Annotated in this window: 17 protein-coding genes and 3 tRNA genes; 11 read left to right on the top strand and 9 right to left on the bottom strand. The window is 72.3% G+C overall.

Translation table 11 applies throughout. From position 1 onward, the window contains the following. The first annotated feature begins 8 nt into the window (after positions 1-8). Positions 9-890, top strand: a complete 882-nt coding sequence (locus ABD169_RS00800; RefSeq protein WP_344028041.1) for an ABC transporter permease subunit — start codon at positions 9-11, stop codon at positions 888-890. Between the two features lie 94 nt (positions 891-984). On the opposite strand, the gene ABD169_RS00795 is transcribed toward ABD169_RS00800, so the two are convergent. Continuing rightward, positions 985-1617: a hypothetical protein gene (locus ABD169_RS00795; protein WP_046454934.1), complete on the bottom strand. Its 633-nt coding sequence runs from the start codon at positions 1615-1617 to the stop codon at positions 985-987. 353 nt (positions 1618-1970) lie between these two features. On the opposite strand from ABD169_RS00795, the gene ABD169_RS00790 reads away from it, so the two are divergent. Further along, positions 1971-3383, top strand: coding sequence for a dicarboxylate/amino acid:cation symporter (locus tag ABD169_RS00790; protein WP_344028037.1), 1413 nt, complete (start codon positions 1971-1973; stop codon positions 3381-3383). A 79-nt stretch (positions 3384-3462) separates the two neighbouring features. Here the strand turns inward: ABD169_RS00790 and ABD169_RS00785 are convergent, their stop codons facing one another. From ABD169_RS00785 to ABD169_RS00770, 4 genes are all read right to left on the bottom strand, one after another. After that, complete coding sequence (locus ABD169_RS00785) at positions 3463-4878, bottom strand: dipeptidase (RefSeq protein ID WP_344028034.1); 1416 nt, start codon at positions 4876-4878, stop codon at positions 3463-3465. Positions 4879-4930: 52 nt separating this feature from the next. Then, positions 4931-5746, bottom strand: coding sequence for an HNH endonuclease family protein (locus ABD169_RS00780; protein WP_344028031.1), 816 nt, complete (start codon positions 5744-5746; stop codon positions 4931-4933). A 103-nt stretch (positions 5747-5849) separates the two neighbouring features. Continuing rightward, positions 5850-8105 carry a M28 family peptidase gene (locus ABD169_RS00775; protein ID WP_344028028.1) on the bottom strand — a complete coding sequence of 752 codons (2256 nt, stop codon included), beginning with the start codon at positions 8103-8105 and terminating at the stop codon, positions 5850-5852. Between the two features lie 395 nt (positions 8106-8500). Continuing rightward, positions 8501-13186, bottom strand: a complete 4686-nt coding sequence (locus ABD169_RS00770) for an RCC1 domain-containing protein (protein WP_344028025.1) — start codon at positions 13184-13186, stop codon at positions 8501-8503. Between ABD169_RS00770 and ABD169_RS00765 the strand changes: the two genes are divergently transcribed. Together ABD169_RS00765 and ABD169_RS00760 are read left to right on the top strand one after the other, a co-directional pair. Then, positions 13154-14824, top strand: a complete 1671-nt coding sequence (locus ABD169_RS00765) for an RNA polymerase sigma factor (protein WP_344028023.1) — start codon at positions 13154-13156, stop codon at positions 14822-14824. The two genes, ABD169_RS00770 and ABD169_RS00765, sit on opposite strands and share 33 nt — an antisense overlap. 212 nt (positions 14825-15036) lie before the next feature. Further along, positions 15037-17877 carry an invasin domain 3-containing protein gene (locus tag ABD169_RS00760; RefSeq protein ID WP_344028020.1) on the top strand — a complete coding sequence of 947 codons (2841 nt, stop codon included), beginning with the start codon at positions 15037-15039 and terminating at the stop codon, positions 17875-17877. A 168-nt stretch (positions 17878-18045) separates the two neighbouring features. On the opposite strand, the gene ABD169_RS00755 is transcribed toward ABD169_RS00760, so the two are convergent. From ABD169_RS00755 to ABD169_RS00745, 3 genes are all read right to left on the bottom strand, one after another. After that, entirely contained in the window at positions 18046-18972 is a 927-nt protein-coding gene (locus ABD169_RS00755) for a DUF808 domain-containing protein (RefSeq protein WP_344028017.1), read from the bottom strand. Between the two features lie 216 nt (positions 18973-19188). Then, positions 19189-19276: transfer RNA gene (locus ABD169_RS00750), tRNA-Ser, on the bottom strand. 115 nt (positions 19277-19391) lie between these two features. After that, complete coding sequence (locus ABD169_RS00745) at positions 19392-19874, bottom strand: hypothetical protein (RefSeq protein ID WP_344028015.1); 483 nt, start codon at positions 19872-19874, stop codon at positions 19392-19394. A gap of 77 nt (positions 19875-19951) precedes the next feature. Here ABD169_RS00745 and ABD169_RS00740 point away from each other — a divergent pair. Both ABD169_RS00740 and ABD169_RS00735 read left to right on the top strand, forming a co-directional pair. Continuing rightward, positions 19952-20023 (top strand) — tRNA-Thr (locus ABD169_RS00740). Between the two features lie 35 nt (positions 20024-20058). Further along, positions 20059-20132: transfer RNA gene (locus tag ABD169_RS00735), tRNA-Met, on the top strand. A 109-nt stretch (positions 20133-20241) separates the two neighbouring features. On the opposite strand, the gene ABD169_RS00730 is transcribed toward ABD169_RS00735, so the two are convergent. Next, the gene (locus tag ABD169_RS00730; protein WP_344028012.1) at positions 20242-21321 is read right to left on the bottom strand and encodes a GNAT family N-acetyltransferase; all 1080 of its coding nucleotides are present in this window, start codon (positions 21319-21321) and stop codon (positions 20242-20244) included. 195 nt (positions 21322-21516) lie between these two features. On the opposite strand from ABD169_RS00730, the gene ABD169_RS00725 reads away from it, so the two are divergent. From ABD169_RS00725 to ABD169_RS00705, 5 genes are read left to right on the top strand one after another with little or no spacing between them, the layout of a single operon-like run. Next, positions 21517-23019 (top strand): ABC transporter substrate-binding protein, encoded by a 1503-nt coding sequence (locus ABD169_RS00725; protein WP_344028009.1) that lies wholly within the window; start codon positions 21517-21519, stop codon positions 23017-23019. Further along, positions 23016-23960 (top strand): ABC transporter permease, encoded by a 945-nt coding sequence (locus ABD169_RS00720; RefSeq protein ID WP_344028006.1) that lies wholly within the window; start codon positions 23016-23018, stop codon positions 23958-23960. The genes ABD169_RS00725 and ABD169_RS00720 overlap by 4 nt, the downstream gene beginning before the upstream one ends. After that, positions 23960-24850, top strand: a complete 891-nt coding sequence (locus tag ABD169_RS00715) for an ABC transporter permease (RefSeq protein ID WP_344028004.1) — start codon at positions 23960-23962, stop codon at positions 24848-24850. The genes ABD169_RS00720 and ABD169_RS00715 overlap by 1 nt, the downstream gene beginning before the upstream one ends. Beyond that, positions 24847-25833 carry an ABC transporter ATP-binding protein gene (locus tag ABD169_RS00710; RefSeq protein ID WP_344028002.1) on the top strand — a complete coding sequence of 329 codons (987 nt, stop codon included), beginning with the start codon at positions 24847-24849 and terminating at the stop codon, positions 25831-25833. Before ABD169_RS00715 ends, ABD169_RS00710 begins: the two co-directional genes overlap by 4 nt. Beyond that, on the top strand, positions 25830-26609 hold the full coding sequence (locus ABD169_RS00705; protein WP_344027999.1) for an ATP-binding cassette domain-containing protein: 780 nt from the start codon (positions 25830-25832) through the stop codon (positions 26607-26609). The genes ABD169_RS00710 and ABD169_RS00705 overlap by 4 nt, the downstream gene beginning before the upstream one ends. The last annotated feature ends 17 nt before the right edge of the window (positions 26610-26626 follow it).

Here is a 26626-nt window from a genome sequence, read left to right as displayed (position 1 = left end):
TTCACACCATGACCACCACCGCTCCCGCCGGAAGCGCCCCGCAGGCGCCCGCCCGTCGAACCGACGCGCACCGGAACGCCGTGCGCCCCCGTCTCCGCTTCGGCGGAGTACTGCGCTCGGAGGGCATCAAGCTCTCCTCGCTGCGCAGCATCCGCTGGACCCTCATCGCCACCGTCGTCGCCGGTCTCGGACTCAGCCTCCTCATCTCCTGGGGCCTCAAGTCCACTGCGGGCATGGAGGGCGCGCCCACCATCCCGCCCGAGACCTACGCGCTCTCCTCGGCCACCATCGCCGCACCGTTCATCGCGCTGGTGTTCGGCGTGCTGGGCGTCTTCGCGATCTCGAGCGAGTACTCGAGCGGCATGATCCTCTCGACGCTCACCGCGGTGCCGAAGCGCACCCCCGTGTTCCTCGCGAAGGCGATCGTGCTCGGCATCATCGCCGTCGTCACCGCGGCGATCCTGGTGATCGGCGGCCTGCTCATCGCGCTGCTGTTCAACTCCGAGGTCGGATCGGTGATCTTCTCGAAGGCGGTCGTCTCGGGCGGTGCCGGCGCCATCGCGTATCTGACGCTCATCGCGCTGCTCGCGTTCGGCGTCGCCGCCCTGTTCCGGAGCACCGCCGGCGGCATCGCGGTGATCGCGGGCCTCACCTTCGTGCTGCCGCTCGGACTCCAGATCGCTTCGATGACGGGCTGGGAGTGGGTCAGCACCGTCTCCCACTACATCCCGTTCTCGCTGGGCAACACCATGTCCGCCGGCATCGCCGAGGCGACCGTGCCGGGCGCGACGGGCCCCGACTACTGGGGCGCGATGCTCGTCATGCTCGCCTGGGCGCTCGTCGCGGTGATCCCCGCCGGGATCCTGTTCCGCACCCGCGACGCGAAGTAGCCGCCGCCGGCGCCCGGCCGGGCACCGGAACGGACGAAGGCCCGTGATGCGTGAGCATCACGGGCCTTCGTCGTCCGCTGAAGCGCGGGAAGTCTTAGAAGCGCCAGACGACGGCCTGGAAGCCGGCGGGGGGCTCGGGAGTCCAGTTCTCCTTCTTGGTCACGAGACCCGAACCGCCGGGGCTGTTCGACTGGATGATGGTGAGGGTGCCGTCCTTGTCGACGCCGGTGACGAGGACGGTGTGGACGCCGGTGACCCAGGAGGTGGGGGAGGCGATGTTCTCGTACTGGATGATGTCGCCGGGCTGGGCGTCGGACAGCGCGAGACGGGTCGCGCCGGCGTAGTTCGCGACGGGATCGCCGCTGCCGACCCACTTGCCGCCGCCCGCGAGGATCCAGCGCTGGGCCGACATGATGCACTCGCCGGGGGCGCTCCAACCGGTGGGGCGGCTGGTGCCGACCTCGCTCTCGGCGGCCGCGATCGTCTTCTCGACATCGAAGCCGTGCGGGGCGTTGGCGACGTCGCTCATCTTCAGCATGGAATCGAGCGTGTTCGCGCTGACGTCCTCCTGCTGCGTGCGCAGGGTCTGCGCGGGCGGCTGGACCACTTCTGCGGCAGCTGCGGCGAAGTCGACCGGTGCGGGAGCTGCGCTTGCGGGCGCTGCGCCGAGGGCGAACGTCACGGACGCGACGAGCGTCACGATGAACGCCTTGGCGGGAGTCTGCACGCTGCGTTTCTCCTTGGATCCTCGGTTGAAGTTTCACGCTCTGATCGAGCGGCACAAGTTCCAGTATGCGTTACCGTACCGTTACAAAGCAAGTCTTGCTGCAAAAACGGCGGATTCATGCGGGAGATTCGGGTGCGTCGAGCTGTCTCGGGCGCGCTTCTCGCGTCGCTGCGGGGCGTTCGGTCACGGCCCGTTATGAAACATTGCGACATGGGTGACATAAGTGAACGTGATGTGAGGCTATGCTGGACCGCTGTGGGTCCGAACGGACCCGTCCACGGAATCGGATCCGGCTGCGCGCCGTCGATCCACCGCGACATCGAAACCCGCGCACCGCGCAGGAAGGACGACCCATGTCGACCACCGCCCAGGCCCCGACCGCGAAGCGGAGGCTGCCCCGCTGGGCGACCTCCTTCGGCTGGCAGATCCTCGCCGCGCTCGTGCTCGGCGTCGTGCTCGGCGCGATCGCGCTCTCGCTCGGCAAGGACGGCGCCGGCAACCCCAACGGCCTGCAGGTCACGCTCGACACCATCGGGTCGAAGTACGTCTCGCTGCTGAAGGCCGCGGTCGTGCCGCTCATCTTCACGGCGATCGTCTCGAGCATCGTCGGTCTGCGCCGGGTCACCAACGCGGCCCGCCTCGCGGGGCAGACCCTGCTGTGGTTCGCGATCACGGCGCTCATCGCCGTGACCATCGGCATCGTGCTCGGCATCGTGATCCAGCCCGGATCCGCGGCCGCGCACGGCGAGTTGAAGACCGGCGACCCCTACACCGTCGGCACCTGGTGGAACTTCCTCGCCGGACTCGTCCCCGGCAACTTCCTCGGCCTCGAGGTCCGCGGCGCCATCGCCGACCCGGCGACCGGCGCGCTCGACCTCGCCCCCAACTTCAACGTGCTGCAGGTCATCATCGTCTCGGCCGCGATCGGCATCGCCGCGCTCAAGATCGGCGAGAAGGCGGAGCCGTTCATCCGCGTCGTCGAGTCCGCCCTCGCGATCATCCAGAAGGTGCTGTGGTGGATCATCCGCCTCGCCCCGATCGGCACGCTCGGCCTCATCGGCAACGCGGTCGCCGAGTACGGCTGGAGCACCATGGGATCGCTCACCTGGTTCGTGGTGACCATCTACATCGGCCTCGCGCTCGTGCTGTTCGTCGTCTACCCGATCCTCGTGAAGACCCACGGCTTCTCGATCAAGCAGTACTACTCGGGCGTCTGGCCCGCGGTGCAGCTCGCGTTCGTGAGCCGCTCGTCCATCGGCACCCTGCCGCTGACCGAGCGCGTGACCGAGCGAAACCTGGGCGTGCCCCGCGGCTACGCCTCGTTCGCGGTGCCGCTCGGCGCGACCACCAAGATGGACGGCTGCGCCGCGATCTACCCGGCCGTCGCCTCGATCTTCATCGCGCAGTTCTTCGGCCTCGAGCTCTCGCTCACGCAGTACTTGCTGATCGTGCTCGTCTCGGTCGTCGGCTCGGCGGCCACCGCCGGCACCACCGGCGCCACGGTCATGCTGACGCTCACTCTCTCGACCCTCGGCCTGCCGCTCGAGGGCGTCGGCCTGCTGCTCGCGGTCGATCCGATCCTCGACATGGGCCGCACCGCGGTGAACGTCGCGGGCCAGGCGCTCGTGCCCGCGATCGTGGCGAAGCGCGAGGGGATCCTCGACCTCGACCTCTACAACGCGCCCCGGAACGGCCGCGCGTTCGACAACGACGACGCGGATTCGGATCGCGGCGCCGAACTGGATCCGGAGCCCGCGAAGGCCTGATCGAGCGCGCGCTCGTCCATGACGCGGAAGGGCCGGTGCCGGGAATCGATATCCGGCACCGGCCCTTCTGTATTCGGCGCTACGCCCGCGCGCCGAGCCGCTGCAGGAACAGCGCCTCGCCGAGCGCGATCCGGCGGATCTCGTTCGGGTCGACGCTCTCGTTGGTGGAGTGGATCCGGCTCTCCGGATCCGGAACGCCGAGCAGTACGATCTCGGCCTCGGGGTTGATGCCTGCGAGCACGTTCGTGAGGGGAATCGATCCGCCGCCGCCGCTCGTGACGGTCGCGACGCCGTCGTAGGCGTCGGTGAGCGCATCGCTGAGCAGGGTGAAGCTCTCGCCCGTCGTGTCGGCGCTGAACGGGTGGCCGAGCTCGCCGGCGCTCGTCTCGACCTTCACGCCCCACGGCGCGATGGCGTGCAGGTGCGCGATGAGCGCGTCGCGCAGCGCGGCCGGGTCGGCGCCCGGCGGCACGCGCAGGTTCAGCTTCGCGGCGGCGCGGGGCTGGATCGCGGCGACCGCGCCGACCACGCGAGGCGCGTCGATCCCGAGCACCGTCAGCGTCGGTCGCGCCCAGAGCTGATCCGCGACCGCGCCCGAGCCGATCCGCTCGGTGCCGTCGAGCATGCCCGCGTCGCTGCGGAACGCGTCCTCGCCGTACTCGACGCCGGGCCAGACCTGGTCGGTCGGGATCCCGGGCACGCTGAGGTCGCCCCGCTCGTCGCGCAGGGTCGCGAGCATGCGGATGAGTGCGGCGAGGGCGTCGGGTGCCGCGCCGCCGAACTCGCCGGAGTGCAGCGAAGCCTCGAGCGCGGAGACCTCGACGACCACGTCGACGGCGCCGCGCAGGCTCGTCGTCAGGGTCGGCACGCCGTTCGCGAAGTTGCCCGCGTCCTGGATCAGGATCACGTCGGCCTTGCGGAACAGCTCGGGGTTCGCCTCGGCGTAGCGGTCGAGGCTCGCGCGCCCCTGCTCCTCGGAGCCCTCGGCGACGAGCACGAAGCCGACGGGGTACGCGGCCGGGTCCGTCGCCGCAGTGTCCGCACGCAGGGCGCGCAGCGCCGCGAGGTGCGCCACGAGGTTGCCCTTGCAGTCGGCGGAGCCGCGACCGTAGAGACGGCCGTCGCGTTCGGTGAGCTCGAAGGGCGGGCTCAGCCACTCGTGCTCGTCGAGGATCGGCTGCACGTCGTAGTGGCAGTAGAGCAGCACGGTCGGCGCCCCGGCGGGCGCGGGGCGGTGGCCGATCACGGCGTAGGTGCCGTCCGGGGTCTCGGTGAGTTCGACCGGGATCCCCTCGGTGAGGAACGCGTCGCGCACCCACTCGGCGGCGCGCACGCACTCGGCGGGATCGACGACGCGCTCGTCGGCGATCGACGGGATCGCCACGATCTCGGTGAGGTCGGTGAGGACCTGCGGCATGAGCGCGTCGATGCGGGCGCCGATCTCGACGCGATCGGCGGGCGGGGTGAACGGGGTCTGGACTGCTTCGTCGGTCATGCCTCTATTCTGTCGCGCCCGGGCCCGCCCGGGCGCGCGCCCGGCAGCGCCGTCAGCCCGCCGGCAGCGGCTCCGCGGGGCACCGCTCGAGCACGCCCCGCATCGCGTTCCGCTCGGCGTCCGTCACCCAGAGCGCGTACTTCGCCTTCACCGCGATCTGCCGCGCCACGTAGGGGCAGCGCGCCCCGGCCTGTGGCGGCAGCCAGCTCGCAGCGTCGGAGGCCTCCTTGCTGGAGTTCTGCGTGCCCGAGATGGCGAGCAGGTTGAGGGGATCGTTCGCGAGCGACTCGCGCTGCTCCTGCGTCAGCTGCTGCGCGCCCTTCTGCCAGGCGTCCGAGAGGGCGACGACGTGGTCGATCTGCACGAGCGGCGAGGTCTCGGGGCCCCGCTCGAAGGCGATGGTCTCGCCCGAGTACGGGTCGAGCAGGGTGCCGGAGGCGATCTTGCAGTTCTTCAGGCGCGCGGTGTCCGTCAGATCGCGCGCGAGGATGTCGTTGCGGGTGTCGCAGCCGTTGCGGTCGACGTCGAGCCACGCCTTGCCGAACACGACGGTGCGGTCGTAGCCGGTCTTCGGTGCGCGACCCTTGACCTCGAGCGTTTCGAGTGCGGCCAGCGCCGGGCCGGTGGACGGCGCGGGCGTCGGGGACGTACCGGGGGTGCGGCTCGGATCCGTGCTCGGCGACGCGGATGCCCCCGGCGACGGCGACGCGGTCGGTGGAGCGGTCGGTGCAACGGGCGGCGCGGGATCGAACGCCTCGGGCAGCAGCTTCGCCCCGACGGCGATGGCGGCGACGAGGATCGCGCCCAGTACCCAGGCGGCGGACTTCAGCCGGCGGCGGGCTCGGGCCAGGTCGTTCTTCGCGCTCACCGGCTCCATTCTTCCAAGGATCGGTGCGGAGGACTCCTCGCTCCGGCTCCGGGCGCGCCGGACCCGATGGACGGGTCCGGCGCGCCCGGAGCTGTGCGGCGGATCAGAGCTCCACGGTGCGCCCCACGAAGCTCATCTCGGCGTCGGGCCCCGAAGCGATACCCACCCCGCTGGGCCTCGGGACGAAGCCGGGGAGCCGGTCGATGCCGTCGGCGCCGTCTACGAGTCGGAGCGCCACCGGAGCCGTGCCCTTCAGACGGAGCGTGATCTCGGCCCCGGCGGCGGGCAGTGCCTCGATCTGCACCGAGAATGGCGTGCCGACGGCGATCTCCCTGCCGCCCACGACGGCCGACTCGACCTCGCCGCGCGCGAGCTGCAGGTACAGCGATCGTGCACCGCGCGGCGAGGTCGCGCGCAGATCGAGCTCGCGACCGCCGGGCACGGCCCGTTCCGCGACGACTGCGATCTCGGGCGCTCGCGCTCCGACGGCTCGCGCTTCGCCGACCCGGGTATCCGTGTCGAGCATGGGGAACGCCTCCGAGAGGTCGGAGCGACCTGAGACCATGCCGCGGCTCCATCCGGTGGGATCGTTCCCGGCGCTCACCCAGGCGGCGCGACCGGTGTCGGCGTCCTCGACGTGAGCGAGGGCGACCGGGACCGGGTTCTTCGCGTCGAACCGTTCGGTGGTGAAACCGACGCCGAGGGCGATCACCGCCGCGAGGGTCGCCGCGACGGGAGCGATCAGTGTACCGAGCCGTCCACGGACGCCTCGAGCCGAGCCGTCGGCCGGCCTCTGCGGGAACAGCAGGTCGAGCACTGGGACGAGCGCGAGTGCGAGCAGCGCCGCGAAGCCCAGCGCGGGCAGGCTGCCCTCGATCCCCGAGGAGGGGAGCAGCAGGCCGACGGTCGGCACCAGTACCAGCACCGAGACGATACCCGAGGCGGTGAAAGCGAGGATCCGCCTGCGGACGAATGCGGCGACGATCAATGCGATGCCGGTCGCGAGCGCGGGGATCGCGGTGACGTAGGAACCGCCCGGTATCGTCGCGGCCGTGACCGTGCCGATGCCGGCCAGCCAGACCGCGCCACCGAAGAGGAGGCCCTCGACGGGGAACCGGCGGCGCAGCAGTGCCAGCCAGATCAGCGTCACGGCGAAGACGGAGAGGACGAGGGCGGTGCGGAACCAACCCGGGTTCCAGGGCTCGGCGAGTTGCGCGTACGCTGGCTCGACCGTGGTCATCAGCGCCCAGAGTCCGTTGCCCGCGGACAGCACGACCCCGACGGGGATCGCGGCGAGTCCGACGCTCGCGAGCAGGCGTCCGAGCCCGACGGCCCGGCGCCGGACGAGCAGGAACCCCGCGGCGAGCACCGAGACGACGGCGCCGATCGCGATCGGCCACACCAGGGTGCCCGGGTAGCGGACGAGCTGGCCCAGCACCGGGAAGAAGGTCGCGTCGTCCGCGGCCGGTTCGGCGAGCCGAGCGAGATCGGCGGCCCCGAGCGCCCGTGCGGTGGCGAGCGTATTGGATCCGTGGTGCTGCAGGGACTCGATCGACTGGTGCTCGATGTCGTCCTGCGGTGCGTGGTAAACGGCCGAACCGTCGAGGTACGAGAAGTTCAGGCCGGTGAATCGGCCGGACTCGAGCATCGGCGTGAAGTCCGTGTCGTTCGGCATCTCCTTGTAGATGTCGGCCGCGAGGCTCGTGCCGACCGGGTTCGGCGCGTTCGCGCCGAACAGGTCGACGAGTCGCTCGTTGCCGGGGCCGGTCTCGAAGAGCAGCGAGGGGCCGCGCGAACCGCGGGCCTCCACGTTCAGCACCACTCCGCCCGCTTTCGCCTCGGGCGCCTGCGACACGAACGCCTCCGAGCCGAGCAGACCGGCCTCTTCGGCATCCGTGAAGAGGAGGACGACATCGTTGCGCGGTGCGGGACCGTTCGCGAGCGCCCGAGCAGTCTCGAGCAGCGTGGCAACTCCGGCACCGTCGTCGCCCGCGCCGTGGGAGGCGGGCGCGGCGTCGTAGTGTGCGACGAGGAAGAGCGTGCCGGTCGAACGCGTGCCGGGGAACTTCGCCAGCACGTTCTTCGTGTATCCGATCGTCGCGCCGTCGCGCACCGCGGTCGAGCCGACGCCCTGCTGGACGCGGGTCTCGATGCCGTCGCGGCGGAGCGCATCGACGATCATTTGCCGCACTCGATCGTTCTCCACCGACCCGGTCGGGTGGGGTTTCGTGCTGATGTCGGCCTGGTGGATGCGCGCGCGCTCGGCGCTGAACGCATCGGCCGGTGCGGAGGCCGGCGCGGCGCTCGGCGGCGCGATGCTGGCGGCCGCCCACCAGGCGGAGAGCCCGACGAGCAGCACGAGGCCGATCGCGAGCAGAGCGTGGATCCGGGGCGCGGTCCGCGGGCGGGCTGCTGCCGTCGCGGAAGGGTCCTGGTCTGTGATGATCTTCCCTCTCGTTCATGAGCTTCGGGGGATCGCGCACGCCGGGACTGCCGGAGCGGCCGGCGTCGGCGATTCCGCTCAGAGTAGGCGGGGGGATCGGGCCGGGCATCGTGCTCGACGCGCGGCGGATCGCCGCCGGATTGTGCGCCGCGCGCACGCCTGCGGGATCCCGCCGAATACTCGGAGCACGGGCGGTCGGCGGCCTGGGAGCCGGCAGCGAACGCGCTGTGAATGCGCGTTCGACGGCCCCGGGATCGCTGGATCCGCGGGGCCGTCGATCGCGCGGTGCGGGGTCGCTCGGCGGGCGTCGCTCAGCGGGCGAGCGGGGAACGTCGGTTCCGCATCCGCATCCGCGCACCCCACACGGTGAGCCCCGTGCCGAGCAGGATCATGATTGCGGCGAGCCACCCGATCTGCGGGGCGGAGGTAGCTCCGGTGACCGAGAGGTCGCTGGTCGCGCCGCGGGCCGAATCACCTCCCTCGTGCGGGTCGGCGCCGGTCCCGGCCTTCGCCGCGGCACCCGCTCCGGCTGCCGAGTTCGCGGAGGCTCCGGCTTTCGTTCCGGCATCCGCACTCGCTCCGGCTCCGGCCTTCGTCCCGGCACCGGCACCGGCACCGGCACCGGCCCCGGGCCCGGAGGTCGGATCCGCCGCGGCGCTCGCCGCCGCTCGGGCGCCGCCCGCCGATGCGGATCCCTGCTGGTCGCCGGTTCCCGCAGCCGCCGCGGAGGCATCGGTCGAGGCGTTCGCGATGGCCGCCGCACGGGCGGCGCTCGACGAGTCGCCGTTCGCGGTCGCCGTGCCCGCGGAGTTCGCACCCGCCCCGACGTTCGCGGATGCCCGGGCGGCGGCCTGGGCCGATGCGTTCGCGTGCGTCGAGACGTCCGCGGAGGCGGTGACCGCTCCGAGGGCCTGCGACGATGCGTTGGCCTGCGACCCGAGGTCTGCGGCCCCGCGCGCTGCCGCTCGCGCGTCGGCACTCGCCGCGGCGTCCGCGGAGGTGCTCTGGTCCGCGTAGGCGGCGGCCCGCGCCGCGGCCTGCGCGCCCGCCCGGTTCGATCCGTCGGCGCTCGCGGACGCGGCGGCGGAGGCCGAGGCGTTCGCCAGGGCGCCCGCGTAGCCCGAGGCGGTGCTGGATGCATCGCTCCGGGCCGCGGCCTGCGCGGACATGGAGGCCTTGGCGAAGCCCTCGGCCGACGCGGCGGCGTTCGCCGTGTCTCCGGCGTTCGCGTCCGCCGCCGCGGTCGCTGCGGCCTGCGCGGCGGCTCCCGACCGTGCGGTTGCGGAGGCCGAGGCGTCGACCGAGGCCCGTGCGAGCGCGGATCCCTGCGCTGCGGCCTTCGCCGAGGAGTCCGAGGCGGCGGAGGCCACCGAGGTCGCGTCGCCGTACGCCGCCGACACGGCCGAGGCCTGGGCGGCGATGCGGTGGTCGCCGTCCGCCTGCGCTGCGGCGGCGGCCGACGCCGAAGCGTTGGCGTTCGTGTCGGAGCTCGCCCGGCTGAGCGCCTCCGACGAGGCGTCCGCTGCCGCGGTCGCCGTGGCATCGGCAGCTGCGGTGGCGGACGCGGTCGAGGACGCCGAGGCGATTGCCGCGGCTTCCGCCGACGCGTTCCCGCGCGCGTTCGCCGCGCTCGAAGCCGAGGCGTTCGCGGCTGCGGAGGCCTGCGAGCTCGCTGAAGCGACCGCCGCGGCGCGCGCCTGCGCGCTGGGTCCGGAGTCCACGTTCGCCGAGGCCGTGGTCGATGCGTTCGCCCGTGCCGCGTTCCGTGCGGCGGCGGTCGCGTCGCCGTTCGCCGCCGCCGAGGCGGTGCTCTGAGCGTTGGCGTACGCCGAGGCGACGGCCGCGGCGACGGCTTCGGCCGTGCCGTTCCCGTCGGCGCGCGCCGAGGCCGCGGCCGAGGCGGACGCGTTCGCGTTCGTGTCGGCGGCGGCGACCGATGACGCCTGGGACGAGGCCATGTCCGTCGCCGAAGCCTGCGCGGCGGCCGAGGCGTTGGCGTTCGCCGCCGACGACGCCGAGGCGTTCGCGGACGTCTGCGTATCCGCCGAGCCCGCCGCGGAGGCCGAGGCCTGCGCCGCAGCGTTCTGCGCGGTCGTCGCCGTGGTCGAGGCGTTCTGCGAGGCGTCCGCCTGCACCGAACCGGCGACCCGGGCCGCCGCCGATACGGTGGCGTCGGCGGCGGCCGAGGCGATGCTCGTCGCGTCGGCGAAAGCAGCGGCCTGCGCGGCGGCCCGGGCCTGGGCCTCGGCGGAGACGTCGCCCTGCGCCGAGGCCGCGGCCGATGCCGAGGCGTTCGCGTCCGCGCGGGCGGCGGATCCCGCCGACGCGGAGGCATCCGAGTCCGCGTTCGCGCCGGACGCCGCGTCGGCGTTCGCCGCGGCCGACGCCGAGGCCTCGTTCGATCCGTTGCTGCTCGCCGCGGCGCGGGCGGAGGCCGAGGAGTTGCCCTCGGCCGCCACCGAGGCCGAGGCTCGGGAATCGCTCTTCGCGGCGCTCAGTCCGGCGGCGGTGGCGGCAGCCCGGGCGCTCGCGCTCGCGGTGCTCGTCGCATCGGCCGACGCGTCGCTCGACGCGTCGGTGCTCGCCGCCGCCTGCGCCGCAGCTTCGGCGTCCGCTCGGGCGGCGGCCGAAGCTGACGCGTTGCTGTCCGCCCAGGCGGCGGACTGCGCGGCGGCCTGGGCGCCCGCCCGGTTGTCGCCATCGGCTCGGGCCGACGCGGCGGCCGAGGCCGAGGCGTTGGAGTCCGCCGATGCGCGCGACGACGCCTGCGCGCTGGAGTCCGCCTCCGCCGCGACGGACGCGGCCGATGACGCGTTGCCCTCTGCCGCAGCGGAGGAGCCGGCCCGGGCCGCCGCGGTGCTGTCGGCGGATGCGCGCGCCGCGGCGATGCCGGAGGACCAGCCGCTGGCCGACGCGTCGGCCGCTGCCTCGGCGGTCGCGGATCCGGCGGCGCGTGCGGCGGCCGCTGCGTCGACGGTCGCGGCGGCGTCGGCAGTGGTCGAGTTGTCGGCCATCGCCGCCGCCACGGCGGCTGCCTGGGCCGCGGCGTTGTTGTTGCCGTCGGCCATCGCCGATGCCGAGGCGGAGGCCGCCGCGTTGCCGTTGTTCGGGCGGCACGCCTGCTGCGCGGTCAGCGACGCGGCGTTGGTGGTGACGGTGCCCGAGCTGTTCGTGGCGCTGAGCCGGTATCGGATGCCGGTCATGCGGTTCTCGAAGTTCGCGGTGAGGGCGAGCCCGTCGCTCGACACGGTGCCCTCGGCGGGGACCCACTGATCGCTGCCGGGCGCCTGCTGCTCCCAGCGGTACGCGGGGGCGGGGTAGCCGTCGTAGTCGAGCTCGGCCCGGATCGTGAAGTCGGTCAGGCAGACGCCCTCGACGGTGTAGGGGAGTTCGCGGATGCTCGGCACGCCGAACACCTCGAACCCGCCGGGCACCCGGTAGCTGTACTCCGCGAGCGCGGGAGGGGTCGGGCTCACGCAGCCGCCGTAGCCGTTCCCGTAGCAATAGGTGCCGGCCTCGCGCCAGGTGATGGTGAGGTCCTTGCGGCCCGGTTTGCCGAGGTTCACCCCGTTCCAGCTGACCGACTGCGGTTCGATGCCGGAGATGTTCCACGCGGTGTCGCGGATCGGCAGCTCCTGCCCGTCGAAGGACATCTTGACCGAGCGCAGGGGCTGCATGAGCCGGGACGGATCCGGTGCGCCGGTGCTCCGATCGCGCGTGAACACGTCGCCGTCTTCGGTGACCCAGAGCGCGCCGGCGATTCCGCCGTTCCCGGTGGGGACGCTGTTCACGACGCTCGCGATCTTCACCGAGTCGGGGACGGCGAGCGGCTGCGGCGCGGTGACGCAGGTCCCGTCGGCCGAACGGCCCCAGGCCCACAGCTTGCCGGTGCTGTCGAGCGCAGCGGGGGTGTTGGCTCCACCGAAGATCCGGGTGACGGTGACGCCGCTCAGCCCCGCGATGGGCGCTGCGCCGGCGGTGCCCGACGCCGACCCGTTGCCGAGCTCGCCGCAGCTCTGCGTGCCCCAGGAGTAGACCCGGCCGTCGTCGGTGAGGGCGAGCCGGTACTGGGAGTCGCCGGTGACGTCCGTGAACCGGACCCCGCTCGGTGCGGTGCGGGTCCAGGGGGCGGTGTCGGCCTGCTGCCAGACCGCGCCGTCCGCGTCGATGAGGGATCGGGCCGAACCGAAGAGGGAGAGGCTGGAGCCGAGGCTTCGGACGGTCGTGCCGGCCGGGGCCGCGAGCGGCACGAGCGCCGGCTGGGTCGGCGGGGCGTCGTACGAGAGTCGTCCACCGGGGTCGACGCCCGCGAGCGAGCCGTCCGAGAGCAGGACCGTGCCCGGGGCGATGTCGCGCACCGTGACGCCGGACGGGAGCGGGACGGGGCGGAACGTCATCGACCACCACGTGTTGCCGAGGCTGTTCGCCCAGTACCGATCCCGAGCCGAGTACCAGAGACTGCCGTCGGTTCCGAGCGCGAGGATCAGCTCCTCGTTCCAGCGGGCGCTGACGCCGTACTCGACCCGGGTGCTCATGCGCACCTTCGTGAAGCGCATGGCCGGGTCCGCGACCTCGGCGAGGCGGTTGCTCTCGTACAGCCGGCCGTCGGCGCCCAGCAGCACGACGCGGCCCGAGGTGCCGCTGATCCCGGCCCAGATGTCGTCGACCTTGCTCGCGACGCCCTCCCGCATGGGGATCCGGAGGTCGGGGAGCCCGACGGTGAGGTTCTGCCAGGTGAAGGCCTGCCCCTGCCGGGTGCTGAGCGTCGGTTCGTGCCCGGCGGGCGCCTGCGGCGGTGCCGCGGGCGCGGGGGCCGCGTGCGCCGTATCGGCCGCTCCCGCGAGCGACGCGAACGCCAGCAGCCCGCTCGTCACGAGCACCGCGAATCCGTTCCGCAGCGCCCGCCGAACGGGTCGTCCGACGGGCCGTCGGGCCTCCGTCGACCCGGTGCGCCGGATCCCTCCGTGCCTCGCGGCACCGAAGATGCTCGCCCCCATGCGTGTTCCCCCTTGCGATCGAGCACCGCCGGGCGGCTCCGCCCGATCGGTGTTCGTGGTCGATCCCCGGAAAACACCGGGTTCACCTATGAGAGACACTCAGGCGCCCCCAAAACCGTCGCGGTTTGCACATTCCGGGCGTGTCGCGACGCCGATGCGGCGGTTGAAGCTTCATCAATTACGGTGAACACGTCGAAATCACGGCATGTGGGGTGGAAGTTGGACGAAGAAGTCTTGCTCGCACGCGCGTCACGGGGCGACCGTGCCGCTGCCGGTGCATATCTGGCGCAGCATCTTCCGGCGCTGCACCGATCCGCGCGGCGGATCGCCGGCAGGCGGATGGATCCGGACGACCTGCTCGCCGACGCCGTCGAGGGGCTGCTCGTCAGGTGGGCGGACGGCGGCGAGGAGATCGCGTCGCCCCGCGGCTACATCCTGGTGTCGATGCGCAACCGGGTCATCAACGAGGCGCGGTCGCCGCGGTCGCGCAGCACCGGGCTCGGGTTCGGGATCGGGTTCGACCGGGACGATCCGAGCGCGCTCGGCACCGACGAGGCGATCGAGCTGGAGCAGGAGCTCGCGTGGCTGCGCCTGGCGCTCGGCCGGCTCTCTGCGGCGCACCGGAGCGCGCTGCACGACGGCGAGGTCCCGCCGGGCGGACCGACGGCAGGCGATTCGACGGATGTCGGGGAGCCGGGCGCGCAGGGCGGTGCCGGGCGGAGCGCCGATGCGCGGCAGTCCCTCCGGGCCCGCGCACGCCGCGCGCTGCGCCGCGCGTACCTGCAGGTCGTGCTGGAAGAGGGGGCGTCCCCGGCCTGCCACGCCGCGATCGCGCGGCTGCCGGTGCGGGTCGGGGACGACCCGGACTCCACCGGCGACGCCCCCGAACACTTCCGATCCTGCGAGCGCTGCCGGAAGCGCTGGCTCGTGTTCGCGGGACTGGCGGGCGGGCTCGGCATCGCGGGCGCTGTAGCCGTCCCGGCGGGATCGGCACCCGCGCGGGCCGACGGCCCGGGATTCGCGGGATCCGTCGGATCCGCCGGATCCGCCGGATCCGCCGGAGGCGCCGGCTCGGGCCGCGGGTCGGGCGAGGGTGCCCGCGGGATCATCGCCTCGGGCGCCGCGCTGATCGGGATCGGGATCCTCCTCGCGGCCGCGGCGTTCTTCCCGCAGGCGCTCCGCCCGTGGGCGGCCCCGGGGGAGCCCGCGCCGGTGGGGCGCTCGGCGAACGCCGTGGGAGGCGGGGCCGGTGCAGCGGTGACGGCGCGCATGGTCCTGGCCGTGACGGGCGGGCCGATCGCGGGGGACGGGATCCAGGAGGTCACGATCCGGCTCACCTTCGACGTGGCGGGGAGCGACTGGTCGACGCACGAGCTCGGCTTCGAGCTGCCGTCGACCTTCGACGCCGTCAGCGCGTCGGAAGGCTGGAGCTGCGCGGGGCACCGCTGCGCGCCGGCCATCGCCGACGCGCGCGAGGGGGTGTTCGCGATCCGCGGGCCGCACGGCGGGGGTGATGAGCGGATCGGGGTGCGCTGGCGGGCGGAAGCGGCGGGACACGCGGTGACGGCCGATGCGTCCAGCTCGGTGCCGCTCGCGGGCGAGACCTTCACGACCTCGGCGAGCGACCGGGAGGGGTGAGCAAGGGGCGGTGCGTCCGCCCGCGTACCCGCCCGCCGAAGGGTGACAGTCGGGGTGACAGCGCCCTCTCTGTGCGATGCCTGAGTGTCAGGATCTGGCAGTAGCGTCGGCGCTCCCCCGCCGATGCGCGAAGAGCAGGTTCTCTCGGAGAGGTAACGGACACGATGACCGCACGGATCGGACTCCGCAGGTTCAGGCCTGCACGAAAGACGTTGGGAGTCACCGCGGCCGCGGTGCTCGTCGGAGGCGCGCTGGTCGGTGGACCGATCGCGCCGAGCGCGGTAGCGGCCCCTGGCGTGGCCGCGGCACCCACCCCGGTGTTCCTCGAAGACTTCACGGGCAACGGCAGCAACGACAACCCGCAGAACATCACCGGCTTCGTCGGGTCGTCGGGCATGACGTACGTCGCAGACGCACAGTGGACCCCGGCCGAGGGCCGGTGCAACGGCTGGGTCGCGAACTCGACCGCGGTCGCACCGCTCGCGGTCGATCCGGGATGCGCGGGCGGATCCTGGACGGCGACGCAGAGCGGCAGCACGGCCATCGGTACGTACCTGGGGCAGGACGCCGCCACCGCGCCGACGAACAACATCCTGAACGCCCAGACGCAGGGCGGCAGCGATATCGGGGGCGGGGTGGTCCTGCAGACCGCGAAACCCGTCACCGCGGCGCGGGTCGGCGACCACTTCTATGCGCTGTCCGCCGTCTCGAGCTCCACCGGATGCGCTTCGCCCGCTTCCCTGGGGTTCGCGCTGATCGAGAACCAGACCGGGAGCGGGCCGGCCCCGGGCACCGGTGGCGGCACGCTCACCACACTGCTCTCCGGACGCAGCGCCTGCGCCGCGCCGTACGAGACGATCGGGACCGCGCGAGTGGCGACGGTCACGTCCGATGCGTTCAGGGTTCCCGCGGCGACGCCGATCGGGTTCCGCTTCACGAACGCGAACGGGTCCATCGGCGGCAACGACACCAACTACGACAACGTCGGCATCGTGGACGTCACCCCGCAGCTGGACGCCGCGTTCTCGCCGGCGAACGTGCCCGCGGGCACGAAGACGAATCTGGTCTACACCGTGACGAACACCACCGAGCTGGGGGCGAAGGCCGGCTGGGCGTTCACCGACACGCTCCCCGCTGGCCTGGTCGTCGCAGCCGCCCCGACCACGACCTGCGCCGCGACCACCGCGACCGCGGCCACTGGCGGCACCGCGATCGACGTCGGCGGCACGATCGCGAAGAATGCGACCTCGTGCACGGTGACCGTGCCCGTGCGAGCCACCTCGCTGACACCGGGCAGCTACACGCTGCCCGCGACGAGCACCGCGACGGGGTTGCTGAAGCCCGCGAATGCGTCGGTGACGTTCCAGACCGGTGCAGTTGATGAGACGAAGTCGACGATCGCCGCGAATCCCACCTCGATCGTCGCGAACGGCACGGCGACCTCGACGGTGACCGTGCGACTGTTCGACGGCGCCGGCAACCCTGCCGGCGTCGGCGGCGACGCCGTGGTCATGAACGCGACGAACGGCACTCTCGGCGCGGTGACCGACAACGGCGACGGTACGTACACGGCTACGCTGACCGCCCCGACGGCGGCCGGCAGCGCGACGGTGTCGTTCACAGTGAACGGCATCGCGATGAGTGGGACCGCGACGGTGAACTTCACCGCGGGAGCGGCGAGCGCGACCACCTCGACCATCTCGGCGACCCCCACCAGCATCCCGGCCGACGGCGCGTCGACCTCGACCGTCACGGTCCAGCTGAAGGACGCGAACGGGAACCCGCTCACCGCCGGCGGCGCGACCGTCGCGATGGCGACGACGGCGGGTACGCTCTCGACCGTGACCGACAACGGCGACGGCACGTACACGGCGACGCTGACGTCCGCGACGGTCACGGGGAGCGCGACGGTGTCGTTCACGGTCGGTGCCGCTGCCGGGACGGACACCGCGCAGGTCGACTTCGCGGTGGGTGCACCGGATGCGGACGAGTCGGAGATCCAGGCGGCCCCGAGCAGCATCACCGCCGACGGATCGAGCACCTCGCAGGTCACCGTCACCCTGTTCGACGCCCACGGCAACCGGATCACGACCGGCGGCAGCACGGTCACGATGGCGACGACGGCGGGCACGCTGTCGAGCGTGACCGATAACGGCGACGGCACCTACACGGCGACGCTCACCTCGAGCACCGCGTCGGGCACCGCCACCGTCTCCTTCGGTGTCGACGGCACGCAGAGCACCCGTACCGCGAGCATCGAGCTCACCGCCGGAGCGGTCGACGCCGACCAGTCGAAGATCGAGGTCTCGGACCCCCAGCTGACCGCTGACGGCACGAGCAGCACGACCGTGACCGTCACCCTGTTCGACGCCCACGGCAACCGGCTGACCGCCGGCGGCAGCACCGTCGCGCTGGCGACGACGGCGGGCACGCTGTCGACCGTGACCGACAACGGTGACGGCACCTACACGGCCACGCTCACCGCGCCGACCGCGTCGGGCACCAGCACGATCTCCTTCAGCGTCGACGGCACCGAGAGCGCCGAGACCGCCACAGTGGCCTTCGTCGCAGGGGCGGTGGATGCGGATGCCTCGACCATCGCCGTGAAGCCGGCCAAGATCCCGGCCGACGGGAAGAGCACTTCGATCGTGACCGTCACCCTGGTGGACGCGCACGGCAACCCGGTCACGGGCGGTGGTCACAAGGTGACGATGCGGACCACGGCGGGCACGCTGTCGGACGTGGTCGACAACGGCGATGGCACCTACACCGCGACCCTCACCGCGGCGAAGGCGTCCGGGGTCGCGACGGTCTCGTTCAGCGTGGACGGCACCGAGAGCGGTGAGACGGCGCAGGTCGAGTTCACGTCGGTGACCGTGCCGACGACGCCCCCGACGTCGAAGCCGAAGCCGACGTCGCCGGCCGGCGGGCTGTCGACGACGGGTGGTGCGTCACTCATGGGTGGGGTCGCTGTCGGGATCCTCGCGCTCCTCGGTGGCGGTGTCGCGCTGGTGGTGGCGCGGACGCGTCGCCAGCGCGCCCGGCACGAGTAACCCCGGGCGTTGCCCTGACGGAACGGGCTCCCGACCGTATCGCGGTCGGGAGCCCGTTCTGCTGTCCCGCCCTGGTTGGCTGGGCGGTGACCGACCAGGTGCCGGTGCCGGGCATCACCCGGACCTGGCCGTTGGAATTCGCCGAGGGTGCTCCAGGTCGGCGGGGCATCAGTGCCGCGCGCGCTCCGCTGCGGCCGGCTTGCCGTGCCCCTCGGTGAACTGCGGGCGACGGCCGAACAGGCGTCCTGCGCCGAGCAGGATCCCGACGATGAGCAGCCCGATCAGCAACCCGGAGATCGCGGAGATCGCGGTACCGCCGATCCAGACGACGATCGCGCCGAGCGGTTCGAGGATCCCCTCGACGCCGTGCAGAAGGTCCGCTGGGAGATGGAGGCCGACTTCGCCGAGGTTCACGATCACGAGGTGCCCGCCGACCCACAGCATGGCGACGGTGCCGACGATGCTGATCGCGCGGAAGATGGCCGGCATGGAACGTACGATTCGGGTTCCCGTGTGACGGACCCGCCTCACCGGGTTCTTGGCCATCTTCAGCCCGATGTCGTCGATCTTCACGAGCAGCGCGACGGCCCCGTAGACGGCGCCGGTCATGACCACGGCGATCACCGCGAGGACCAGCAGCGTCTTCCAGAAGCCGAGCCCCCGATCCAGGCTCGCCAGCGAAATGAGCATGATCTCCGTCGACAGGATGAGGTCGGTGCGAATGGCCCCCCACACCAGGCGCTTCTCGTCGCGTGCGCCCTCCTCCTCGGCGCCGTGATTGAAACCGAACCACTCGAGCACCTTCTCGGCACCCTCGAAGCACAGGTACACCCCGCCGACGATCAGCAGATACGGAAGAACCCAGGGCGCGAACGCGGTGAGGAGGAGCGCCGCGGGGATGATGATGAGGAACTTGTTGCCGAGCGACCCGAGCGCGATCCGTCCGACGACCGGCAGTTCGCGGGCCGGCGTGAGCCCCTGCACGTACTGGGGTGTGACGGCGGCGTCATCGATCACGACGCCCGCAGCCTTCGCGGACGCTTTCATCGCGGTGGTGAGGATGTCGTCGACGACCGCCAGCAATCCAACAGACATGTGTGCTCCCATCGCGACGAAAGAACGGCGCCGGTGACCCGGCGCTGCGTAAGGAGACACTACCGATTGGCTCGCCGTTGAGGCATCGCGCCTCTCGTATTGGGGCGGGATCCGCGACCGAGCTCGGAAAACGTCTGAGGCCCTCGACTCCGAACGGAATCGAGGGCCTCAGGCGTATTTTGCAAGGGTTTCGGGATCTTTCTGCAAAGACCCTGGTGGCGGAGGATGGGGGATTTGAACCCCCGAGGGCGTGAACCCAACACGCGTTCCAGGCGTGCGCCATAGGCCGCTAGGCGAATCCTCCAGCGCCGACTGCGAGCAGCCAGCTTTTCCATATTAGCCGGTTCTCGGCCGACTTGCTGACACGGATCACCCGCGGGTCCGATGATCAGGGCCTCGGGGTGCCCGGGTGTCGTCGCTCAGCGGTCCGCGAGCGGGTGCAGCACCATGCCTGACTCGTCGATCAGATCCTCGTCCTCTTCGGGGCGGGGATCGCGGCCGTCGGCCGCGGCGAACGCGACGGCGGCGACGGCGCAGGCGATCGCGATGATGCCGAACGGGTTGCAGAGCGCGATCGACATCTCGTTCGCGCCCGCGCCGCCGAGCTCGCCGAAGAGCGTGCGGAACGCGCCGTCCGCGTACTCGGGAGCCGTGAGGCCGAAGGCGATCGCGCACGCGGCGGAGAGCACCAGGGCGACCCGGGTGCGCGGGCGGATCCGGTAGCCGCGGGCGACGGTCTGCGTCATGCGCCGGGCGGTCCAGATCCAGAGCCAGACGAAGGCGAGCCCGAGCGTCGGGCCGAGCCAGGCTGCGACGGGTCCGACGAGTCCGAACGACACGCGGGCGAGGGTGATCCACAGGCCCAGGACCAGGGAAAAAACAGTGATCAGGGTGGTGCGCACACGCCCGAGTCAAGCAGATTTCGCATCGCGTCGCCAACAGTGCTATTCTCTAACGGTTGTCATCGCAAGGTGGCCGCGCCCCGATAGCTCAGTGGTAGAGCACTTCCATGGTAAGGAAGGGGTCGCCAGTTCAATCCTGGCTCGGGGCTCTGACTCTCTGGCCTGCATTCGTGCGGGCCAGTTTGGCTGAGTAGCTCAGCTGGTTAGAGCGCACGACTCATAATCGTGAGGTCGCGGGATCGAGCCCCGCCTCAGCTACAGAGAGTCACGAAAAACCCCCGGTTCGGCCGGGGGTTTTCTCGTTTCTGCGTGGTCCGAGCTGCTCCCGCGCCGGGCCGTCGCGCCCGCTTCGAGGCGGTCTGCCGCGCTACACCCGCTTCGCGAAGGTGACCGCGCGATCCTCGGCGCGGAATCCGAGGCGTTCGTACATGCCGAGCGCTCCGCTCGGGTTCTCGGCGTCGACGTTGAGCATGGCCCGGTCGAGTCCGGCGTCGCGGTACGCCCGCAGCGTGTCCGCGATCAGTGCCGTGGAGAGCCCGCGGCCGCGCCAGCCGCGCACCACCCCGATCATGCCGAGCTCGCCGAACGGGCCGCCGTTCGCCGCCCACGCATCACGGTCGACGTCGCTGAGCGCGAAACCGACGACCCGGCTCGGGTCGGAGAGCGTGCCCCCTCCGGCGATCGCGAGGCGGGACAGCTTCGGCGCGAACGCCGAGGCCCGTCCGCCCGCCTCCCATTCCCGGCGCGTGATCGGTTGCGTCCCCCAGTGGTCCCGGAACGCGTCGTTCACCGCCGCCCGGGTCGCCTCCGAGCGGCGGGCGGTGAAGGGGACCAGTGCGATGCCCGCGGGGAGGGCGGTGGCCGGGAGTTCGGCGGACAGCGGGCGCCAGAGCTCGAGCCACCAGCGCACCGGCGCGAAACCCGCCGATGCGTACAGCGCCTGGTTCTGCGGATTCGCTTCGCGGCTCGCGACGGTGATGATGGCGGGCAGGTCTCCGCCGGTCTCGGTGAGGATCTGGCGGGCGCGGGCCTCCTGCCAGGAGAGCAGCGCACGGCCGACGCCGAGCCCGCGGTGGTCGGGGCGCACCGTGCCCTCGAGCGCCACCTCGACCTCGGTCGTCGGATCCTCGGTGCGCTTGGCGGTGCCGAAGGCGATGGCCGTGCCGTCTGGGCCGAGCGCGATCATCGAGTCGGTCCGACGGCTGAAGTGCGCTCCCGAGAGGCCGAGGGCGATCTGGTCCTTCGCGAGCCGGGTGCGCGGGTGGTCGACCCGGCCGGCCTCCGCCACGAGCGCGTGGATGCGCCGGATGTCGGTGCGGCGTGCGCGCCGCCAGGTGAGCGGCGTCAGGCCGGCGAAGGCCGGGAGCACCGGAAGCGCGGCGGGGGCATCCGCGCGAGCGGCGAGCGGCGTACGGGCGGCGGCGGGCTCGGGCGGGTGAGCGAGCATGCGCTCCTCCTTCGGGGGTCGGGTCGCGCCGGCGGCGCAAAATATCTTGACAGTAACGAGCGGATCCAGTGTGATAGATCGGCCTGTGGGTTGACTGAGACGGCCACCGAGTCGCGTTCCTGTGAAAAGTTTTGACGAAAACCAAAACATGCTGCACACTTCTTTGATGAAAACCAAATCAACGAAGGGGCAACGATGCGCTTTCCTCGAAGGCTGATCGCCGCGGCGCTCGCGCTGAGCGCGCTGCTGGCCGCCAGCGGCTGCAGCGCGCCCGCGGGAACCGGTGAGCGGGTGCTCCGGATCGCGCGTGCCGAGTCGTTCGACGGCTGGGATCCCGACAAGGCCTCGGCGTACGCCAGCTACCAGACGCTGCAGGCCGTGCTCGAACCCATGCTGCGGCTGAACCCGGACGGCGTCTCGATCGACCCGGGCATCGCGACCCGCTGGGAGAGCGATCCGGCGAAGCGTCGTTGGACCTTCACCCTGCGGGACGACGTGCGGTTCAGCGACGGATCCCCGCTCACCTCGGCCGACGTCGCCTTCTCGGTGCAGCAGTGGAAGGCCGGCCCGAACTACGGCGGCATGTACGCGCAGATCGCGCGCGTCGAGACCCCCGACGCGCGCACGGTGCGCTTCGACCTGAGCAGCCCCGACGCGTCGTTCCCGGTGTTCATGACCTGGTCCTCGTCCGCGATCTATCCGAAGGGCTTCGGCGGGCGCACCGCCCGGCAGTTCTTCGCGAAGCCGGTGGGCGCTGGGCCGTTCGAAGTGGATCGCTGGTCGCCGGGCGGTCGGATCGTGCTGACCCGCAGCCCGCACTACTACCTGCCCGGTCGGCCCCACGTCGATCGCGTGGTGATCGACGTGGTCGAGGAGGATGCCGAGACCATGTTCGAAGCCGGGCAGCTCGACATCGTCGAGTACGTCTCACCGCTCGAGGCCTCGCGCTTCGGCGACGAGCTGCGCACGCTCGCGCCCAGCCAGGTCGAGCACCTGAGCCTCAACCGCGCGAGCCGGGGCCTCGGGGACCGGCGCGTGCGCGAGGCCCTCGCGCACGCGGTCGACTCCGACGCGATCCGGATCGGCGCCTTCCGGGGCAAGGCCTCGGCGCCGTCGGGGATCCTGCCGCCGGGTCTGCCCGGAGTCGTGCCGCCGACCGTGCCGATGCCGAAGCACGATCCCGCACTCGCGCGCGAGCTGCTGCGGAAGGCCGGGGCGAAGGACCTGTCGTACGAGGTCATCTACGACGCGTCCAACAGCACCGATGTGCTGATCGCGCAGATCCTGCAGGCCGGGTTCGAGCAGGTCGGCGTGCGGCTCAAGCTCAGCGGGCTCGAAACGGGGACCTTCATCGACCGCGCGTACGGGCACGACGCCGACATGGTGCTCTGGTCGTTCGGCGCGGTCTCGCCCGACGTGGTCGATCCGATGAGCTGGTTCACGGGGACGTCCTGGCTGTTCTCGGGTCTCGACACGGGCCCGCTGCTCGGCCGGATCGACGAGTATCGGCGGACGGCCGACCCGGCGGAGCGGGAGCGCATCGTCGCGGCCGTGCAGGACGCGGCCGTGGAGGAGCTGCCGGCGATCAACCTGGCCCAGTACAGCGTGCAGCACGCGGTGAAGTCGAACGTCTCGGGCTTCGCGCCGACGCCGTGGGGCATGTATGCGCTGGACACGATCGAGGTGGGGCGCAAATGAACCGGTTCGCCTTCGTCGGGCGGCGGCTGATCTTCGCGGTGCCGCTGCTCGTCGCCATCGTCCTCCTCGTCTTCCTGATCCTGCAGATCACGCCCGGCGACCCCGCGCGCCAGGTCGTCGGCCTCCGGGCCTCGGCCGAGGACGTCGCGCGGGTGCGCGCCGAGATGGGGCTCGACCGGCCCGTCCTGGTGCAGTTCCTCGACTACCTCTTCGGGGTGGCGCGCGGCGATCTCGGCATGTCGTTCAAGTCGGGCGAACCCGTCGCGGGCATGATCGCGGACCGCTTCCCCGTCACCGCGGGGCTCCTCGGCCTCGGGCTCCTCATCTCGCTGCTCGTGTCGATCCCCGTCGCGATCCTCACCTCCCGCCGTCGCGGCGGGGCCGCCCGGGCGGTCGTGTCGACCCTCGAGATCGGCGGCCTCGCGCTGCCCTCCTTCTGGATCGGCATCGTGCTCGTGCTCGTGATCGCGCTGCCCACCGGGTGGTTCCCCGCCGGGGGCATCGGCGAGACCCCGGGGGATCACCTCCGCTCGCTGATCCTGCCGGCGGTCACCCTGGCGATCACGGTGGCGCCGCTGCAGATCCGCAGCCTGCGCGAGAGCATCCTCGAGACCCGCGAGCGCGACTTCGTCACGCTCGCGCGCACCCTCGGCGTCAGCCGATCCCGCACCATGCGGCACTTCGTGCTCCGCAACGCCGCGGCGCCGAGCGTCTCGCTGTTCGCGCTCAACATCGGGTTCCTGCTCTTCGACGCCGTCGTGATCGAGAGCACCTTCGCCCTGCCGGGCGTGGGGCAGGGGATCGTGCTCGCCGCGAAGCAGCGGGACATCCCGGCGATCCAGGGCTACACCCTGCTGTTCGCCGTCATCGTGGTGCTCGTCTATCTCATCGCCGACGTCGTCAACGCCGCGCTCGATCCCCGCGTGAAGGTGGAATCCTGATGTCCGAACCCACACGTCCGACCAGCGTCTTCCCTCGCACAGAGGCGCTGACGACCGCGATGCCCGCGAAACCGGGCGAGCGAGCCGTGCGGCGCCGGCCGAAGCCGGGACTGCTCATCGGCGGCTCGATCGTCGCCCTGTTCGTCCTCGTCGCGCTCGCCGCCCCGCTGATCGCGCCGCACGGCCCGAACGACCAGGACGTGCTGAACATCCTCGCGTCGCCGAGCCCTGCGCACTGGCTCGGCACCGACGAGCTCGGGCGCGACGTGCTCAGCCGCCTCATCTTCGCGGCGCGGGTGGACCTCGGCATCGGCCTGCTCGGCGCGCTGCTGCCCGCGGTGGCGGGCACCGCGCTGGGCGCGATCGCCGGCTACTTCGGCGGCTGGGCCGACGCGCTCATCATGCGGCTGTCGGACGTGGTGCAGGCATTCCCGAGCTACATCCTCATCATCGCGCTCGTGTTCGTCTTCGGGCAGGGGCCGGTGTCGATCCTGATCTCGTTCACCCTCGTCTCGTGGGTGGCGTACGCCCGGCTCGTGCGCACCGAAGTGCTGCGGGTGCGCGAGCAGGACTTCGTGCAGGCGGCCCGGGTCGCGGGCCTCGGCGACCGCCGGGTGCTCTGGGGGCACGTGCTGCCGAACTCGCTGCAGCAGGCCGTGCTCTACCTGCCGGCCGACATCATCGGGGCGACCCTCGGCCTCGCCGCGCTGTCGTTCCTGGGGCTCGGCGTCGAGCCGCCCACCGCCGAGTGGGGCGCCATGATCGCCCAGGGCAAGCCCTACCTGCGCGAGCAGTGGTGGCTCGCCACCGTGCCCGGCCTCGCCGTCTTCGTGTTCGGCGTCGGTCTCTCCCTCGCCGCCGAGGGCCTGAACTCGAGGAGGACCCGATGACCGCCGCCGCCCGCACCGAACCCGCAGCCCCGACCGTGCTCGACGCGCGGGGGCTCTCCGTCCGCCTCGCGCTCGAATCCGGCACCATCGTTCCGGTGCGCGGGATCGACCTGCGGGTGCGCCGCGGCGAGGCGCTCGGACTCGTCGGCGAGTCCGGCAGCGGCAAGAGCCTCACCATGCGCGCCCTGCTCGACGTGCTGCCGGAGGGCGGGAGCCGAGGCGGAACCGTCGCGCTCGAGACCGTCGCCGCCGATGGATCGCGCGTCCCGGCGCGCGCCGCGCTCGTCTTCCAGGAGCCGCTCTCGGCGCTGAACCCGACGATGCGGGTCGGCGACGCCATCGCGGAGGCCGCGCGGGCCCGGGGAGTGCGACCGCGCGCGGCCCGGGCGCTCGCGGTGGACCTGCTCGCGCAGGTCGGCGTCCCCGAGCCGGAGCGGCGTGCGCGGGACTGGCCGCACGAGCTCTCGGGCGGGCTCCGGCAGCGCGTCATGATCGCCGTCGCGCTCGCCGCCGAGCCCGACGTGCTGTTCTGCGACGAGCCGACCACGGCGCTCGACGTCACCGTGCAGGCGCAGATCCTCGCCCTGCTCGACCGGTTGCGGCGCGAGCGCGGTCTCGCGCTCGTCTTCGTCTCGCACGATCTGAGCGTCGTCGCACAGCTGTGCGATCGGGTCGCGGTCATGTACGCGGGCGAGATCGTCGAGCAGGGGCCGCTCGGCGAGGTCCTCGCCGGGCCCGCGCACCCCTACACCGCGGCGCTGCTCGCGGCGGCGCCCGCGCTCGACCACCGGCAGGATCGCCTGCTGCCCATCCCAGGGACGCCGCCCGATCCGCGTGCGTTCCCCGACGGCTGCCGCTTCGCCGCGCGCTGCCGGTTCGCCGACGAAGCTTGCCGGTCGGCCCGGACCGAGCTGCGCGTCGTCGGGGCCGACCGAGCGACCGCATGCATCCGGCCCGGAGCCGGGGAAGGAGTGTTCTCGTGACCGCACTGCTCGAGACCCGCGCGCTGCGCAAGAGCTATCCGGTCCCCGCCGGCCTGTTCCGCCGGACCGAGCGCGAGGCGCTGCGGGGTGCCGAGCTGCGCATCGAGCGCGGGGAGGCCGTCGGGATCGTGGGGGAGTCCGGCTGCGGCAAATCGACCCTGGCGAAGCTCCTCGTCGGGCTGGTGCCGCCCACGAGCGGCGAGATCCTGCTCGACGGCGAGCCGCTGCCCGCGCGGCGGCCGACGTCGCTGCAGCGACGGATCCAGATGGTGTTCCAGGATCCGTCCTCGTCGCTCAACCCGCGGCGCACGGTGCGCCAGACCCTCGCGGAGCTCCTGGCGGTGCACCGGATCGTGCCGGCGGATCGGCGCGAGGGGCGGGTGCGCGAACTGCTCGACGCGGTCGGTCTGCCGCGCGAGCTCGCCGACGCGGTGCCGGGTCGCCTGTCGGGCGGGCAGAAGCAGCGCGTCGGGATCGCGCGGGCGCTCGCGCTGGAACCCGAGATCCTCATCGCGGACGAATCCGTCGCCGCGCTCGACGTCTCGGTGCAGGCCTCGATCCTGACTCTGCTGCGGGACTTGCGGGAGGAGCTCGGACTGACCCTGCTGTTCATCACGCACGACCTCGCGGTGGTGCGGCAGGTGAGCGACCGGCTCGTGATCATGAGCGCCGGCGAGATCGTCGAGGAGAGCGGGACGGAGGCGTTCTTCGCGGGGCCCCGGCACACGTATTCGCGCCGGTTGCTCGAGTCGGCCCCGAGGCTCCCCGCCGTGTGACGGCGGGTGGCGGGGCG

Origin of the sequence: Leucobacter iarius (assembly GCF_039530105.1) — a bacterium.
Taxonomy (GTDB): domain Bacteria; phylum Actinomycetota; class Actinomycetes; order Actinomycetales; family Microbacteriaceae; genus Leucobacter; species Leucobacter iarius.
The sequence above is the reverse complement of the archived record's forward strand: the minus strand, read 5'-3'. Positions and strand labels throughout refer to the sequence as shown.

Excerpts from the sequence above, each read along its gene's own strand:
- ABD169_RS00800 (WP_344028041.1), top strand. The coding sequence starts at position 9 with ATGACCACCACCGCTCCCGCCGGAAGCGCCCCGCAGGCGCCCGCCCGT.
- ABD169_RS00790 (WP_344028037.1), top strand. The coding sequence starts at position 1,971 with ATGTCGACCACCGCCCAGGCCCCGACCGCGAAGCGGAGGCTGCCCCGC.
- ABD169_RS00785 (WP_344028034.1), bottom strand. The coding sequence starts at position 4,878 with ATGACCGACGAAGCAGTCCAGACCCCGTTCACCCCGCCCGCCGATCGC.
- ABD169_RS00770 (WP_344028025.1), bottom strand. The coding sequence starts at position 13,186 with ATGGGGGCGAGCATCTTCGGTGCCGCGAGGCACGGAGGGATCCGGCGC.
- ABD169_RS00755 (WP_344028017.1), bottom strand. The coding sequence starts at position 18,972 with ATGTCTGTTGGATTGCTGGCGGTCGTCGACGACATCCTCACCACCGCG.
- ABD169_RS00730 (WP_344028012.1), bottom strand. The coding sequence starts at position 21,321 with ATGCTCGCTCACCCGCCCGAGCCCGCCGCCGCCCGTACGCCGCTCGCC.
- ABD169_RS00725 (WP_344028009.1), top strand. The coding sequence starts at position 21,517 with ATGCGCTTTCCTCGAAGGCTGATCGCCGCGGCGCTCGCGCTGAGCGCG.
- ABD169_RS00720 (WP_344028006.1), top strand. The coding sequence starts at position 23,016 with ATGAACCGGTTCGCCTTCGTCGGGCGGCGGCTGATCTTCGCGGTGCCG.
- ABD169_RS00715 (WP_344028004.1), top strand. The coding sequence starts at position 23,960 with ATGTCCGAACCCACACGTCCGACCAGCGTCTTCCCTCGCACAGAGGCG.
- ABD169_RS00710 (WP_344028002.1), top strand. The coding sequence starts at position 24,847 with ATGACCGCCGCCGCCCGCACCGAACCCGCAGCCCCGACCGTGCTCGAC.